Raw genomic sequence first — 16,070 nt, 5'->3', positions numbered from 1 at the left:
AGTGTCTGCTAACCGAGGTTTGTTGTTTCTTAAAAAAGGAACCTAAAATGGTTCCTTTATCAGTAGTTTTTAGTTGCTTGCTCCAGAAGTAGCATCAGCAGCTCCATGGCCACCATCGGCTGAGTCAGAAGCTCCAGAAGTAGCATCTGCATCACCATGACCTGCAGCGGGAGCAAAAGGTCCGCAACCACCTACCAAACGTTGGCCAGTTTCTTTCAAGTACCAGTCAAGCCATGGCTGGAAGTTAAAGACGATTTCATTAATACCAGCATATGATCCATCAGGATAGTACATTGCTTGGTAGTTGTGAGTATTGATAACACCAGCAGGTGAACCTGGAACAATTGTACGTACGTAGTCTTGGTTTCCGTTACGAAGAGTTCCGATTACCCACTCAACGTTTTTCATACGTGCTGGTGGAAGTGATCCGTGAACTGTAGACATACGGCTACCAGATTGAGATGGTACACGTTTTGCAAACATTGTATCAGGATCTTGGTGAGCGTTGTTGTAGTAGAGGAATTGGTTGTTATCGTCAGCGTATGTCAATTCAAAAGGCATAGCTTTCAAGAACATATCGATTTGGTTAACAGTCAAGATACCATGGTCAAGTTTAACATATGTATCACCTGAAACAGCACCTGTAATTTCAGCGACTTTTTCTACCCAGTTTGGATCGTCAGGATCAACTTCTGTAATAGTTGTAGCGATTGGTTTTCCACAATCCAAGTCTTCTGGTTCAATTGGTTTTGGTTTTTTCAATTTAGAAACGACTCCTACGTATTTGACAAAGTTATCTAAGCAAGTTTCAAGGAATTTAACAGTTCCTTCGTTGATAATATTTCCGTTAGCATCAAAAGCTTCTTTAGCTTTTCCAAGAAGGAATTCATTACCTGGTAATGTGTAGGCATTCACCCCAGGTGCGTCAAGGATTTTACGAAGGTGAACTTGAGCACGTGAAGTACCTTGGTCGTAGTAAGAAGCACCCACGATCATCACTGGTTTGTTTTCAAATGGATGTACTTCATATGAAAGCCATTCAAGAACTGATTTGAGTGAAGCAGAAATTGTATGGTTGTGCTCAGGAGTGGCAATAATCACACCATCAGCACGAGTAATTTTATTGTAAAGAAGGCGCAATTGGAAGCTTTCGTCCCATTTTTCGTCTTGGTTAAACATTGGAACTTCATCGATTTCAAGAACTTCTAATTCAAATTTCAGTTTGAAGTTACGACGGATGAATTCCAAGAGTTTGCGGTTATATGATTGGTCGTAGTTTGATCCAACAAGTCCAACAAATTTCATTCTTTCGATCTCCTATCTTACAAATTTTCCCAGTCAAATTCTTCTGCATCTTTACGAAGAAGTTCTTGTGCATTACGCAATTTTTCTGTAATCTTGACAAAGATACGGAAGTCATCAAAGATGGCATCCAATTTCTTGATAACATCAAGATCTACCAAGTCACCATTCTTATCGAATGCTTGAAGAGAATGAGAGAGCAAGAACTCATCTGGGAGAACATTTGCTTTAATTTCAGGCGCATTTAGGATTTGACGGAGTTGCAATTGAGCACGTGAAGAACCGAGTGTACCGTATGAGGCACCTGTGATCATCACTGGTTTGTTAAGAAGTGGAAATACTCCATAAGAAATCCAAGCAAGAGCGCTCATAAGAACAGCAGGAATTGAGTGATCATATTCAGGAGTGCCGATAATTACACCATCAGCTGCTTCGATTTTTGCAACAATTTCTAAGGCTTCTGCAGGAATAAGTTTATCTGCAGGTTTGTTGAAGACTGGTAGGTCTTTAATTTCTACCAATTCGATTTCTGCTTTATCAGCAAAGTGTTTTTGCATATATTGAAGCAGTTGGCGGTTTGTGGAACGTTTAGAGTTAGTTCCTACAATAGCAATAAGTTTTAGCATGAGCTTTCCTTTCTCTTTTTGCATTATTTATTAATTATCTTTGGATACCGGATGAACAAGCGATATGTCCATCTTTATCAATAAGGATGGCTTCGATTCCATCGATATTTTCGATTTGCCACATGATAGAAGCGCTGCGCTCACCAAACAATCGTGTGGTCCATATCTCACCATCAACTGAGCGGTTAGATATAATCGTTAAACTAGCCAAATCCGTTTCAATAGGATAGCCAGTTTCACTATCAAAAATGTGATGATAATCCTTTCCATCGATTTCAAGATGCCGTTCATAAATTCCAGATGTAACAACTGACTTTCCAGTAATAGACAAGGTCATCAGGTGATTACCGCGTGGGTGATTAGGGTCTTGAATACCGATTTGCCACGGTCGATCATCTTTTGATTGGTTGTTTCCAATGGTAAGGATGTTTCCTCCTAGATTGATAAGAGCAGAAGTGACGCCATTTTCTTTTAAGAAAGTTGCAACCTTATCTGCGCTATAGCCCTTAGCTAAACAACCTAAGTCAATTTTCATCCCTTTTTTTTCTAAAAAAACAGTAGAATCAATTGAATCAAGCTTGATAAAACGGGGATCTATCAATGGTAAAACCGAAGAAATTTCTTCAGGACTAGCAACTTTTGCATCGGAAAAACCAATACGCCAGGTTTGTACCAAGGGACCAATACTAATGTTGAGATGACTTCCAGGAGCTAGACTGTGTTCTAATCCTAAAGAAATCAGTTCAAACAAATCAGGATGGACCTTAACTGGGGCAATTCCCGCCTGATAGTTAATTTCCATCAATTCCGATTCGGTGCTATTCGCATTAAATCGAAATTCAAGTTCCTTGAGCAAATCAAAAGCTTGACGGAGAAGATTATCCGCTTGTTCATGTACCAAGGAAATAGTAATCGTAGTTCCCATTAACCGTTCAGATAATGAACTGAAAGGCAAAAAATCAACTCCCTTCAAATCAATTGGAAATAGTTGTAAATCCAGATATGAAAGCAATCTGAAGATTTATATTTCATTTCCATACAAATAGAATATCATAAAGTCAGCGTTTTCACAAATTATTTTTTACAAAAAGTCAAGAAATATGCTTGAATAAATAAAAAATGTGCAAAAAACTTTGAAAAGATTGAAAATAAATTGATATATATTTCAAAAAAATTTCAAAAAAACAGTAAACTAGTCAAAAAGCTTGTAAACGCTCACAGATAATGATATACTAGAAAGGTAAATAAAAAATTAAAGGTAGGAATTATCTTATGAGTAAAATCGTAGTCGTGGGTGCTAACCACGCTGGAACTGCTTGTATCAACACTATGTTGGACAATTTTGGAAGTGAAAATGAAATCGTTGTCTTTGACCAAAACTCAAACATTTCATTCCTAGGATGTGGAATGGCTCTTTGGATTGGTGAGCAAATCGATGGTCCAGAAGGTCTCTTCTACTCAGATAAAGAAAAATTGGAAGCAAAAGGTGCTAAAGTTTATATGAACTCACCAGTTCTTTCAATTGACTATGATAATAAAGTTGTTACTGCTGAAGTTGATGGAAAAGAACACAAAGAATCATACGAAAAATTGATCTTTGCGACTGGTTCAACTCCAATTTTACCACCAATCGAAGGTGTTGAAATTGTTAAAGGTAACCGCGAATTCAAAGCAACTCTTGAAAATGTACAATTCGTTAAATTGTACCAAAACGCAGAAGAAGTTATCAACAAACTTGCTGACAAGAGCAAACATCTTGAGCGTATCGCTGTTGTAGGTGGTGGATACATCGGTGTTGAGCTTGCTGAAGCATTCGAACGTCTTGGAAAAGAAGTTGTCCTTGTTGACATCGTAGACACAGTCTTGAACGGTTACTACGACAAAGACTTCACTCAATTGATGGCTAAGAACTTGGAAGACCACAACATCCGTTTGGCACTTGGACAAACTGTTAAAGCTATCGAAGGTGACGGTAAAGTTGAACGCTTGATCACTGACAAAGAAACATTCGATGTTGACATGGTTGTTCTTGCAGTTGGTTTCCGTCCTAACACAGCTCTTGCTGATGGCAAGATTGAACTTTTCCGCAACGGTGCCTTCCTTGTAGACAAGAAACAAGAAACATCACTTCCAGGAGTATTCGCTGTGGGTGACTGTGCGACTGTTTATGACAACGCTCGTAAAGACACTAGCTACATCGCTCTTGCATCAAATGCTGTACGTACTGGTATCGTAGGTGCTTACAATGCTTGTGGACATGAACTTGAAGGAATCGGTGTTCAAGGATCAAACGGTATCTCTATCTATGGTCTTCACATGGTTTCAACTGGTTTGACTCTTGAAAAAGCTAAAGCAGCAGGATACAATGCTGTTGAAACAGGCTTCAACGATCTTCAAAAACCAGAATTTATGAAACATGACAACTATGAAGTAGCAATCAAGATTGTCTTTGATAAAGACAGCCGTGAAATCCTTGGTGCTCAAATGGTATCTCGTGATTCAGCAATCAGCATGGGAATTCACATGTTCTCATTGGCTATCCAAGAACATGTTACAATTGAAAAATTGGCATTGACAGACCTATTCTTCTTGCCACACTTCAACAAACCATACAATTACATCACAATGGCTGCACTTACAGCTGAAAAATAATGATTTGTAAAACGGAAGATTTGCTTCTTCCGTTTTTATCATCAAAAAATAGTAACTTCAAATTCGAAGTTACTATTTTTGTTGTCTATGTGTTAGGAAGTTTCTTCTTTTACAAAGGTGAAGCCTTCTCCTAGAATTTCGTGAGCTTCAGTGATGGTAATAAAGGCCTTAGGATCAATCGTATGAATCAATTCTTTCATCTTAACCATTTCATTTCTTGCTACGATACAGTAGATAATTTTTAAATCTTTTTGACTGTAGTAACCTTGTCCAGATATGAAGGTGACACCTCGACCTAACTCTTCATTGATTTTATCTGCCACTTCCATAGGCTTTTGTGTGATAATCATAAAACCTTTTCCAGCATATCCGCCTTCACCAATCAAGTCAATAACTCTTGAGACGATGAAGTCAAATAGAAGTGTATAAGTAACGAGACGAAGGTCTTGGAAGATAATTAAAATGAGCATTAAGATGAGGAAGTCTAGTGCAAAGAGTAATTTCCCCACGGAGATATTGGTGTACTTGTTCAGAATTCGAGCGACGATATCTGTTCCACCAGTGGTACCACCAGCATTGAAGATAATACCTAGACCAAGTCCCAAAAGAACACCCGCAACTAAAGCCACGATGACCAGATCTCCCTCAAGATTAAAGCTGAGAGGAATCTTTTCAAAGATTGCTAGCCAAATGGATAAGGAAATAGTACCAAGCAGGCTGCTGTATAGGGTCTTTGCACCAAATATTTTCCAGGCTAAAATGAATAATGGGATATTGATGATGAGGTTCATCACGGAGATAGGGATGTTAAAGAGATAATAGGTAATCAAGGTGATTCCCGTTGCTCCACCCTCGAATAAGTGGTGGGGCACAACAAAGTACGTGAGTCCGAAGGCATAAATGGCAGCTCCGAATATAATGGTTAAAATAGATTTGATATGCCGTAGCATTGAACGTACCTCCCATTTTTAATTGAGTCTATAGCAGTAACAGCCCACCAGTATACAAGACTTATTTGATTTTCATGGACTGAATTTTTTCAGGGTCGGGTGTAACACGGAGGGTCTTTTGCCCAGTATAGGTGACAAAACCAGGTTTTCCACCAGTTGGTTTGTTGAGTTTTTTAACTTCAATCATATCCACCTGAACGAGGTTGGAGAGACGTCCCTTAGAGAAGTAGGCTGCAAGTTCTGCAGCGTCTGTTTTAACCTCATCAGTAGGATTGAGATTGCCTGAAATAACAACGTGACTTCCAGGAATATCCTTAGCGTGAAACCAGAGTTCTTCTTTACGGGCCATTTTAAAGGTCAATTCCTCGTTTTGTAAGTTATTGCGCCCCACATAGATGATTGTTTTTCCATCACTAGCTAGATACTGCTCAGGTTTCTGTCGTTTCTGGATTTTTTCCCTTTGTCTTCTGCGGATAAATCCTGTTTGAATCAATTCTTCACGAATTTCAGCAATTTCATCGAGTCCGGCTTGATTGAGAACTGTCTCTACACTTTCCAGATAGAGAATGGTTGCCTTAGTTTCTTCAATCAGGTCAGTCAAGTATTTAACAGCTTCTTTTAATTTCTGATAGCGTTTGAAGTAGCGTTGAGCATTTTGGTTTGGCGTTAGTGCCTTATCAAGTGCAATCGTGATAGGCTGGTTGGTGTAGTAGTTTTCCAAAATGACCTGATCTTGGTCATTGGGAACTTGATGAAGGAAAGTGGTTAGTAACTCACCTTTTTGCCGAAATTCTTCTGCGTTTTCAGTAGCCAGAAGTTCTTTTTCTTGTTTCTTTAGTTTTTGCCGATTTTTTTGTAGTTCGTTTTCAACACGTCGAATGAGTTCGCTTGCCTGTTGTTTCACACGGTCACGCTCTGCCTTATCCTTGTAATAGACATCAAGAAGTTGAGATAAGCTTGAAAAATGTCCTTCAATTTTAGTTGACAAAGGCATACAAGAAAAGGATTTATCTGTTAGGCAAGGTTTGGTTTCTTGTCTAAAGAAGTTCCGGAAAGTGGCTAGTTTATCATTAAGCAGTTGTTTTTCTAACTCGGTTGCTGTATCTCTTCCCAAACCTTGAAAGAGGTTTTGAAGGTTTTTAGCTGTCAATTCTTGAGTTTGTAGGATTTCAAACAATTTTTCATCCTTGATGGTAAAAGGATTGAGAGCCTCTGTGCCGGGAGGAGCAATATAAGTAGCACCAGGTAATAAGGTACGGTAGCTATTTTGAGAGAAACCGATATGCTTGATAACTTCAAGGATTTTGTGACTAGACTTATCTGCAAGTAGAATATTACTGTGTTTCCCCATAATCTCGATGATGAGTGTGGCCTGGATATGGTCCCCAATCTCGTTTTTATTGGAAACCGTGATTTCCACGATACGATCATTTTCGATCTGCTCGATTGACTCAATAACTGCTCCTTGAAGGTACTTTCTCAATACCATAATAAAAGTAGATGGCTGAGCAGGGTTTTCAAAGGTGGACTCTGTTAACTGGATGCGTCCAAAAACTGGATGGGCAGACAGGAGCAAACGATGACTTTTACGATTGCTACGGATTTGCAAGACCAGTTCTTGTTCAAAGGGTTGATTAATCTTTTGGATGCGACCATTTAGTAGTTCAGATCGCAATTCCTCAACCATGTGGTGTAAAAAAAATCCATCAAATGACATGGTTCTCTCCTCGTGAATGTATTCCATAGTATTATATCAAAAAGGTAGAATAAAATCATAGAAATGTGATATAATAAAGCCAAGTAAAGAGAATCGAGAAGCACATGTATATTGAAATGGTAGATGAAACTGGACAAGTTTCAAAAGAAATACTAGAACAAACACAGGAAATTTTAGAATTTGCTGCAAAAAAAATTGGAAAAGAAGACAAGGAAATGGCGGTCACATTTGTGACCAACGAACGAAGCCATGAACTCAATCTAGAGTTTCGTGATACCGATCGTCCAACAGATGTCATCAGTCTTGAATATAAGCCGGAGTTAGAGATTGCCTTTGATGAGGAAGATCTGGAAAATGATCCCGACTTGGCAGATATGATGTCAGAATTTGATGCTTATATCGGTGAGCTTTTCATTTCCATTGATAAGGCTCATGAGCAAGCTGAGGAGTACGGTCATAGTTTTGAACGTGAAATGGGCTTCTTGGCAGTGCACGGCTTTTTACACATTAACGGCTATGATCACTACACTCCCGAGGAAGAAGCGGAGATGTTCGGTTTACAAGAAGAAATTTTGACAGCCTATGGACTCACAAGACAATAAACGAAAATGGAAAAATCGTGACCTAATATCCAGTTTAGAATTTGCCATTACAGGGATTTTTACTGCGATTAAGGAAGAACGTAATATGAGAAAGCATGCAGTGACGGCTCTAATAGTTGTCCTTGCAGGTTTTGTTTTTCAGGTGTCACGAATCGAATGGTTATTTCTACTTATGAGCATTTTCATGGTGGTAGCTTTTGAGATTATTAATTCAGCTATTGAAAATGTAGTAGATTTGGCTAGTCACTATCACTTTTCTATGTTGGCAAAGAAAGCTAAGGACATGGCAGCAGGTGCCGTGCTTGTAGTCTCAATTTTTGCCGCTTTGACAGGTGCACTCATCTTTCTCCCACGGATTTGGGATTTATTATTTTAAACAGTAAGAGGAAATTATGACATTTAAATCAGGCTTTGTAGCCATTTTAGGACGTCCAAATGTAGGGAAGTCAACTTTTTTAAATCACGTTATGGGGCAAAAGATTGCTATTATGAGTGATAAGGCGCAGACAACGCGCAATAAAATCATGGGGATTTACACCACTGATAAGGAGCAAATCGTCTTTATTGATACACCAGGCATTCACAAGCCTAAAACAGCACTCGGAGATTTCATGGTAGAGTCTGCCTATAGCACCCTTCGTGAAGTGGACACCGTAATTTTCATGGTGCCAGCAGATGAGGCGCGTGGTAAGGGTGACGATATGATTATCGAACGACTCAAGGCTGCTAAGGTTCCTGTAATTTTGGTGGTCAATAAAATTGACAAGGTTCATCCAGACCAGCTCTTGGCTCAAATCGATGATTTCCGCAATCAGATGGACTTTAAGGAAATTGTTCCTATTTCAGCTCTTCAGGGAAATAATGTTTCACGTTTAGTCGATATTCTCAGTGAAAATCTTGAAGAAGGTTTCCAGTATTTCCCAGCCGATCAAATCACAGACCATCCAGAGCGTTTCTTGGTTTCTGAGATGATTCGTGAAAAGGTCTTACACTTAACTCGTGAAGAAATTCCACACTCAGTTGCAGTAGTGGTGGACTCTATGAAACGAGACGAGGATACAGACAAGGTTCATATTCGAGCAACTATCATGGTCGAACGTGATAGCCAAAAAGGGATTGTCATCGGTAAAGGTGGTGCCATGCTCAAGAAAATTGGGACTATGGCCCGTCGTGATATCGAGCTTATGCTAGGGGACAAGGTTTTCCTAGAAACTTGGGTCAAGGTTAAGAAAAACTGGCGAGATAAAAAGCTAGATTTGGCTGACTTTGGCTATAACGAAAAAGAATATTAAGAAGAGGTGGGCGGTAGCCTGCTTCTTGTTTTTAGAGAAGGAGGAGTTATGCCTGAATTACCTGAAGTCGAAACGGTTCGACGAGGTCTTGAAAAACTGATTCTAGGGAAGAAGATTGCTAGTCTTGATATTCGTTATCCCAAGATGATTAAGACAGATTTGGATCAGTTTCAGAAAGAATTGCCTGGTCAAGAGATTCAATCGATGGGGCGCCGTGGGAAATATTTACTTTTTTATTTGACAGACAAGGTCTTGATTTCGCATCTGCGAATGGAAGGAAAGTATTTTTATTACCCAGACCAAGTCCCTGAACGTAAGCATGCCCATGTTTTGATTCATTTTGAAGATGGTGGCACGCTTGTTTATGAGGATGTCCGCAAGTTTGGGACTATGGAATTGCTTGCTCCTGAACTCTTAGATGCTTACTTTGTATCTAAAAAGCTTGGACCAGAACCTACTGAACAGGATTTTGACTTAGAGATTTTTAGAGGTTTCTTGAAGAAATCTAAAAAACCGATCAAATCGCATCTTCTCGACCAGACTTTGGTTGCTGGATTGGGGAATATCTACGTGGATGAAGTTCTCTGGAGGGCAAAGGTTCATCCAGCTAGTTCTTCTCAGAGTTTGACAAGAGCTGAAGCGACAGCTATTCATGAACAGACTATTGAAGTATTGGGGCAGGCTGTCGAGAAAGGTGGTTCCACCATTCGGACCTATACCAATGCTTTTGGCGAGGATGGGACCATGCAGGACTTTCATCAGGTCTATGATAAGACTGGAGAGGCATGTTCTCGCTGTGGAGCCATCATCGAAAAAATTCAACTCGGTGGTCGTGGAACCCATTTTTGTCCAAAATGTCAAAGGAGAAAGTGATGGGAAAAATAATCGGAATCACTGGTGGTATTGCGTCAGGTAAGTCCACTGTCACAAATTTTCTAAGACAAAAAGGGTTTGAAGTGGTAGATGCGGATGCTCTTGTTCACCAACTTCAAAAACCTGGTGGTCGCCTTTATCAGATTTTAGTAGAGCATTTCGGTGAAAAAGTCCTTCTAGAAGATGGGGAACTGAATCGTCCATTACTTGCCAGTCTTATCTTTTCTAACTATGAGGAGAGAGAATGGTCTAAACAGACTCAAGGACAAATCATCCGTGAAGAATTGGGCTCTTTGAGAGACAAGTTCGCTCAGACTGAGGACATATTTTTCATGGATATTCCATTGCTTTTTGAACAGGACTATGCTTCATGGTTCGATGAAACTTGGCTAGTTTATGTAAGGCGAGATACCCAGCTGGATCGCTTAATGAACCGTGATCAGTTATCCCAAGAGTCAGCTAAAACTCGTTTAGCTTCACAGTGGCCTTTAGAAGAAAAGAAGAAATTTGCTACTTATATATTAGACAATAATGGCAGTCGAGAGCAGCTTTTGAATCAAGTAGTGACCTTACTTGAAGGAGGCGATGTCCATGCAAGAGATTAGTTGGAAGGATAATCTTCGTATTGCTTGGTTTGGTTGCTTTTTAACGGGAGCCAGCATTTCTCTTGTTGTCCCTTTCATGCCTATTTTTGTGGAACAGTTAGGAGTTAAAGGGGATCAAGTTGCCTTTTATTCAGGTTTAGCTATATCAGTCTCAGCCATTTCTGCAGCCTTTGTATCACCAATTTGGGGAATATTGGCAGATAAGTATGGTCGAAAACCCATGATGATTCGTGCAGGGCTAGCCATGACTATTACTATGGGTGGTCTGGCCTTTGTTCCAAATGTTTTCTGGCTCTTGTTCTTACGGTTTCTTAATGGAGTTTTTACAGGATTTGTACCTAATGCGACAGCTTTAATTGCAAGTCAAGTTCCCAAAGATAGATCGGGATACGCTCTAGGGACTTTATCAACTGGTGTTGTCGCTGGAACTTTGACCGGTCCGTTTGTAGGTGGTTTCATTGCCGAAATTTTTGGAATTCGAAATGTCTTTTTATTGGTCGGTAGTTTCCTGTTCTTGGCAGCTATCTTAACCATTCTTTTTATCAAAGAAAACTTTCAACCAGTGCCAAAAGAAAAAGCACTCCCTACAAAAGAGCTCTTTACTTCTGTTAAATATCCTTTTCTCTTGATAAATCTATTTCTAACTAGCTTTGTGATTCAATTTGCTGCCCAATCTATCGGTCCCATCCTTGCCCTCTATGTACGAGATCTGGGGCAGAAAGAGAATCTTCTCTTTGTCTCTGGTTTGATTGTATCCAGCATGGGATTTTCAAGTATGATGAGCGCAGGTATCATGGGTAAATTAGGTGATAAAGTGGGCAATCATCGACTACTTGTCGTAGCTCAGGTATATTCAGTTTTCATATATCTATTATGTGCAAATGCGACTAGCCCATTCCAATTAGGCTTCTATCGTTTTCTATTTGGTCTGGGGACGGGAGCTCTGATACCTGGTGTCAATGCTCTCCTAAGCAAAATGACCCCTAAAGTTGGCATTTCAAGGGTATTTGCCTTTAATCAAGTCTTCTTTTATCTAGGAGGAGTGATAGGTCCCTTAGCAGGATCAGCAGTAGTGGGACAATTTGGCTATCACTCAGTATTTTATGCAACAGCTCTTTGTGTAGCTCTCAGTTGTTTATTTAACCTTATCCAATTTAAAACATTATTAAAAGTGAAGGAAATCTAGTGCGAGTAAAAATCAATCTCAAATGCTCCTCTTGTGGCAGCATCAATTATCTAACCAGTAAGAACTCCAAAACACATCCAGACAAGATTGAGGTCTTAAAGTATTGCCCAAAAGAAAGAAAAGTGACTCTACATCTTGAATCTAAGTAGAAATTATGGTAGAATAATAGGGATTTTAAGGAGTTTGATATGTATAACCTATTATTAACCATTCTATTAGTATTATCTGTTGTGATTGTGATTGCAATTTTTATGCAACCAACTAAAAACCAATCTAGCAATGTATTTGATGCCAGTGCAGGTGATTTGTTTGAGCGTAGCAAAGCACGCGGTTTTGAAGCTGTGATGCAACGTTTGACAGGAGTTTTAGTCTTTTTCTGGCTAGCCATTGCCTTAGCATTGACTGTATTATCAAGTAGATAAGAAAATAATGGGCGGGACTGGGTCTTAGCCTATTTTTATTTTTAAAAGAAATAAGGTTTTACACCAAAAAAATTTAACAATCTAGAAAGAAAACATGAAAGATAGAATAAAAGAATATTTAAAAGAAAAGGGACGAGTCACTGTCAATGACTTGGCTCAAGCTCTCGGGAAGGATGGTTCAAAGGACTTCCGTGAGTTAATCAAAACTCTTTCCTTGATGGAACGTAAGCACCAGATTCGCTTTGAAGAAGATGGTAGTTTAACCCTAGAACAGAAGAAAAAACATGAGATTACCCTGAAAGGAATTTTCCATGCCCATAAAAATGGGTTCGGTTTTGTAAGTCTTGAAGGCGAAGAAGACGATCTTTTTGTTGGAAAAAGTGATGTTAACTATGCCATTGATGGCGATACTGTTGAAGTTGTCATTAAGAAAGTTGCTGACCGTAACAAAGGAACCGCTGCAGAAGCAAAGATTATCGACATCCTAGAGCACAGTCTAACGACAGTTGTTGGGCAAATCGTTCTTGATGAGGAAAAGCCCAAGTATGCGGGCTATATCCGTTCAAAAAATCAAAAAATTAGTCAACCAATCTATGTTAAAAAGCCAGCTATTCAATTGGAAGGCACAGAAGTTCTCAAGGTCTTTATTGATAAGTATCCAAGTAAGAAACACGATTTCTTTGTCGCTAGTGTCTTAGATGTTGTCGGACATTCAACGGATGCAGGGATTGATGTCCTTGAAGTCTTGGAGTCTATGGATATTGTATCAGAGTTTCCAGAGGCAGTTCTCAAAGAAGTTGAAAGTGTGCCAGATGCTCCATCAGAGAAGGATCTGGAAGGCCGTCTGGACCTGAGAGATGAAATTACCTTTACCATTGATGGGGCTGATGCCAAGGACTTAGACGACGCTGTTCACATCAAGCTATTGAAGAATGGAAATTATGAACTTGGAGTTCATATCGCTGATGTCTCTTACTATGTGACAGAGGGTTCTGCTCTTGACAAAGAAGCCCTCAATCGTGCGACCTCTGTCTATGTGACAGACCGTGTAGTTCCAATGCTTCCAGAGCGCCTCTCAAATGGTATCTGTTCCCTCAATCCTCAAGTGGACCGCTTGACCCAGTCTGCTATTATGGAGATTGATAAACATGGTCGTGTTCGTAATTATACGATTACCCAGACTGTTATCAAGACAAGTTTCCGTATGACCTATAGCGATGTCAATGACATCCTAGCAGGTGACGAGGAGAAGAGACAAGACTATAAGAAAATTGTTCCTAGTATCGAACTTATGGCCAAGCTCCATGAGACTTTGGAAAGTATGCGAATTAAGCGTGGTGCTTTAAATTTTGATACCAATGAAGCTAAGATTTTAGTCGATAAAAAAGGGAAGCCAGTTGATATTGTTCTTCGTCATCGTGGTGTTGCTGAACGTATGATTGAGTCCTTTATGTTGATTGCTAACGAAACAGTTGCGGAACACTTTAGCAAGCTTGATTTACCTTTTATCTATCGTATCCATGAGGAACCTAAAGCTGAAAAAGTTCAAAAATTTATTGATTACGCTTCTAGTTTTGGTTTGAGAATTTATGGGACTGCGAGTGAGATTAGTCAGGAAGCTCTCCAAGATATCATGCGTGCTGTTGAAGGAGAGCCTTATGCAGATGTATTATCAATGATGCTTCTCCGCTCCATGCAGCAGGCTCGATATTCTGAGCATAATCATGGTCACTATGGACTTGCTGCGGACTATTACACTCACTTTACTAGTCCAATTCGTCGTTATCCGGACCTCTTGGTTCACCGAATGATTCGCGACTATGGACGTTCTAAGGAAGTGGCGGAGCATTTTGAACAGGTCATTCCAGAGATTGCGACTCAATCTTCAAACCGTGAGCGCCGTGCCATCGAGGCAGAGCGTGAAGTCGAAGCTATGAAAAAAGCTGAATACATGGAAGAGTATGTTGGTGAAGAGTACGATGCAGTTGTTTCAAGTATTGTTAAATTTGGTCTTTTTGTTGAATTGCCAAATACAGTCGAAGGTTTGATACACATTACTAATTTACCTGAATTCTATCATTTTAACGAACGTGATTTAACCCTTCGTGGGGAGAAATCAGGAATTACTTTCCGTGTGGGACAGCAGATTCGCATTCGCGTTGAAAGAGCAGATAAGATGACTGGTGAGATTGATTTCTCCTTTATTCCAAGCGAATTTGATGTCATTGAGAAAGGTTTGAAACAGTCTGGTCGTAAGGATAGAAGTCGTCGTTCAGATAAGAAAGAAGACAAGAGAAAAGCTAGTCGCTCAAGTGATAAGCGCAAGCATTCTCCAAAAGATAAAAAGAAAAAGAGCAAGAAACCTTTTTATAAGGAAGTAGCAAAGAAAGGAGCTAAGCATGGCAAAGGGCGAGGGAAAGGTCGTCGCGCAAAATAAAAAGGCGCACCACGACTATACAATCGTTGATACGCTAGAAGCAGGAATGGTCCTGACAGGAACAGAAATCAAGAGTGTTCGAGCAGCCCGCATCAATCTGAAAGATGGGTTTGCCCAGGTTAAGAATGGGGAAGTTTGGCTTAGTAATGTCCATATCGCTCCTTATGAGGAAGGCAACATCTGGAACCAGGAGCCAGAACGTCGTCGTAAACTTCTCCTTCATAAAAAACAAATCCAAAAGTTGGAGCAAGAAACCAAAGGGACCGGAATGACTCTGGTTCCACTTAAAGTCTACATCAAAGATGGCTACGCCAAGCTACTCTTAGGACTTGCAAAAGGGAAACACGATTACGATAAACGGGAGTCTATCAAACGTCGTGAGCAAGATCGTGATATTGCGCGTGTTATGAAAGCTGTTAACCATCGATAGAAAGAGTGAAGAATATGGAAAAACTAGTTGCCTACAAACGCATGCCTGTCTGGAATAAAGACACTATGCCAGAAGCTGTTCAAAGAAAACACAATACTAAGGTCGGATCCTGGGGCAAGATTACCTTATTAAAAGGGACTCTTAAGTTTATTGAGTTGACTGAAGACGGGGAAGTTTTAGCTGAACATCTCTTTGAAGCAGGTGCTGATAATCCCATGGCTCAGCCTCAAGCCTGGCACCGTGTAGAAGCTGCTACAGATGATGTAGAATGGTACCTGGAATTTTATTGTAAACCTGAGGATTATTTCCCTAAGAAATACAATACTAATCCAGTTCATTCGGAAGTCTTAGAAGCTATGCAGACGGTAAAACCGTGTAAGGCACTAGATTTGGGTTGTGGTCAAGGAAGAAATGCACTCTTTCTCGCTCAACATGGATTTGATGTCACAGCAGTGGACCAAAATGAGCTATCTCTTGAAATCTTGCAAAGCATTGTGGAGCAAGAAGATTTAGAGATGCCTGTTGGTCTCTACGATATCAATTCAGCTAGCATAGGCCAAACTTACGATTTTATCGTATCAACGGTTGTGCTCATGTTTTTACAAGCAGAACGTATTCCTGCTATTATCCGAAACATGCAGGAACAAACCTCTATCGGTGGCTACAATTTGATTGTTTGTGCTATGGATACGGAAGATTATCCATGTTCAGTTAATTTTCTCTTTACCTTTAAAGAGGGGGAATTAGCAGATTACTACCAGGACTGGGAATTGGTTAAGTATAATGAAAATCCTGGTCATTTGCACCGTCGTGATGAGAATGGCAATCGTATTCAACTACGCTTTGCGACCATGTTGGCTAAAAAGATAAAATAAAATCTTAAAACGAATAGAAAAGCTATCAATTTCTATTCTTTTTTTATATAAAGACTTGAGGGCCAATCAACTGAATTATGCTATACTAGATGTGTAGAAAA

Annotated in this window: 17 protein-coding genes; 12 read left to right on the top strand and 5 right to left on the bottom strand. The window is 39.8% G+C overall.

Annotated elements, in window-relative coordinates; translation table 11 throughout:
• Window positions 1-69: 69 nt before the first annotated feature.
• The 3 genes from O3633_RS01805 to O3633_RS01795 are packed head-to-tail and all read right to left on the bottom strand — an operon-like array spanning window position 70 to window position 2,853.
• Window positions 70-1,305 carry an NAD(P)H-dependent oxidoreductase gene (locus O3633_RS01805; RefSeq protein WP_371620182.1) on the bottom strand — a complete coding sequence of 412 codons (1,236 nt, stop codon included), beginning with the start codon at window positions 1,303-1,305 and terminating at the stop codon, window positions 70-72.
• Between the two features lie 17 nt (window positions 1,306-1,322).
• The gene (locus O3633_RS01800) at window positions 1,323-1,928 is read right to left on the bottom strand and encodes an NADPH-dependent FMN reductase (protein WP_000915942.1); all 606 of its coding nucleotides are present in this window, start codon (window positions 1,926-1,928) and stop codon (window positions 1,323-1,325) included.
• 34 nt (window positions 1,929-1,962) lie between these two features.
• A complete protein-coding gene (locus O3633_RS01795) occupies window positions 1,963-2,853 on the bottom strand; it encodes an FAD:protein FMN transferase (protein WP_371620181.1) in 891 nt (296 codons plus the stop codon).
• Between the two features lie 347 nt (window positions 2,854-3,200).
• Between O3633_RS01795 and nox the strand changes: the two genes are divergently transcribed.
• A complete protein-coding gene (nox, locus tag O3633_RS01790) occupies window positions 3,201-4,580 on the top strand; it encodes a H2O-forming NADH oxidase (protein WP_049525814.1) in 1,380 nt (459 codons plus the stop codon).
• A 92-nt stretch (window positions 4,581-4,672) separates the two neighbouring features.
• Here the strand turns inward: nox and O3633_RS01785 are convergent, their stop codons facing one another.
• On the bottom strand, window positions 4,673-5,530 hold the full coding sequence (locus O3633_RS01785) for a YitT family protein (RefSeq protein WP_049530468.1): 858 nt from the start codon (window positions 5,528-5,530) through the stop codon (window positions 4,673-4,675).
• 61 nt (window positions 5,531-5,591) lie between these two features.
• The gene (locus O3633_RS01780; RefSeq protein WP_371620180.1) at window positions 5,592-7,247 is read right to left on the bottom strand and encodes an Rqc2 family fibronectin-binding protein; all 1,656 of its coding nucleotides are present in this window, start codon (window positions 7,245-7,247) and stop codon (window positions 5,592-5,594) included.
• 104 nt (window positions 7,248-7,351) lie between these two features.
• On the opposite strand from O3633_RS01780, the gene ybeY reads away from it, so the two are divergent.
• The 11 genes from ybeY to tehB all read left to right on the top strand — a co-directional run bounded on the left by ybeY (window position 7,352) and on the right by tehB (window position 15,969).
• The gene (gene ybeY, locus O3633_RS01775) at window positions 7,352-7,849 is read left to right on the top strand and encodes an rRNA maturation RNase YbeY (protein ID WP_000275150.1); all 498 of its coding nucleotides are present in this window, start codon (window positions 7,352-7,354) and stop codon (window positions 7,847-7,849) included.
• Complete coding sequence (locus tag O3633_RS01770) at window positions 7,830-8,225, top strand: diacylglycerol kinase family protein (protein WP_371620179.1); 396 nt, start codon at window positions 7,830-7,832, stop codon at window positions 8,223-8,225. Before ybeY ends, O3633_RS01770 begins: the two co-directional genes overlap by 20 nt.
• Window positions 8,226-8,241: 16 nt before the next feature.
• Window positions 8,242-9,141 (top strand): GTPase Era, encoded by a 900-nt coding sequence (gene era, locus O3633_RS01765; RefSeq protein WP_049530465.1) that lies wholly within the window; start codon window positions 8,242-8,244, stop codon window positions 9,139-9,141.
• A 48-nt stretch (window positions 9,142-9,189) separates the two neighbouring features.
• Window positions 9,190-10,014 carry a DNA-formamidopyrimidine glycosylase gene (mutM, locus tag O3633_RS01760; RefSeq protein WP_371620178.1) on the top strand — a complete coding sequence of 275 codons (825 nt, stop codon included), beginning with the start codon at window positions 9,190-9,192 and terminating at the stop codon, window positions 10,012-10,014.
• On the top strand, window positions 10,014-10,619 hold the full coding sequence (gene coaE, locus O3633_RS01755; RefSeq protein WP_371620177.1) for a dephospho-CoA kinase: 606 nt from the start codon (window positions 10,014-10,016) through the stop codon (window positions 10,617-10,619). The genes mutM and coaE overlap by 1 nt, the downstream gene beginning before the upstream one ends.
• Entirely contained in the window at window positions 10,606-11,805 is a 1,200-nt protein-coding gene (pmrA, locus tag O3633_RS01750; RefSeq protein ID WP_371620176.1) for a multidrug efflux MFS transporter PmrA, read from the top strand. The genes coaE and pmrA overlap by 14 nt, the downstream gene beginning before the upstream one ends.
• A complete protein-coding gene (gene rpmG / locus O3633_RS01745; RefSeq protein ID WP_001809104.1) occupies window positions 11,805-11,954 on the top strand; it encodes a 50S ribosomal protein L33 in 150 nt (49 codons plus the stop codon). The genes pmrA and rpmG overlap by 1 nt, the downstream gene beginning before the upstream one ends.
• A gap of 39 nt (window positions 11,955-11,993) precedes the next feature.
• A complete protein-coding gene (gene secG, locus O3633_RS01740; RefSeq protein ID WP_000282515.1) occupies window positions 11,994-12,227 on the top strand; it encodes a preprotein translocase subunit SecG in 234 nt (77 codons plus the stop codon).
• A 94-nt stretch (window positions 12,228-12,321) separates the two neighbouring features.
• On the top strand, window positions 12,322-14,664 hold the full coding sequence (gene rnr, locus O3633_RS01735) for a ribonuclease R (RefSeq protein ID WP_371620175.1): 2,343 nt from the start codon (window positions 12,322-12,324) through the stop codon (window positions 14,662-14,664).
• Window positions 14,627-15,094 carry an SsrA-binding protein SmpB gene (gene smpB, locus O3633_RS01730; protein ID WP_001051741.1) on the top strand — a complete coding sequence of 156 codons (468 nt, stop codon included), beginning with the start codon at window positions 14,627-14,629 and terminating at the stop codon, window positions 15,092-15,094. The genes rnr and smpB overlap by 38 nt, the downstream gene beginning before the upstream one ends.
• Window positions 15,095-15,108: 14 nt before the next feature.
• Window positions 15,109-15,969 (top strand): SAM-dependent methyltransferase TehB, encoded by an 861-nt coding sequence (tehB, locus tag O3633_RS01725; protein ID WP_371620174.1) that lies wholly within the window; start codon window positions 15,109-15,111, stop codon window positions 15,967-15,969.
• The last annotated feature ends 101 nt before the right edge of the window (window positions 15,970-16,070 follow it).

The sequence above is a fragment of the Streptococcus sp. 27098_8_22 genome (assembly GCF_041432415.1).
GTDB lineage: Bacteria > Bacillota > Bacilli > Lactobacillales > Streptococcaceae > Streptococcus > Streptococcus pseudopneumoniae_M.
The sequence above is the reverse complement of the archived record's forward strand: the minus strand, read 5'-3'. Positions and strand labels throughout refer to the sequence as shown.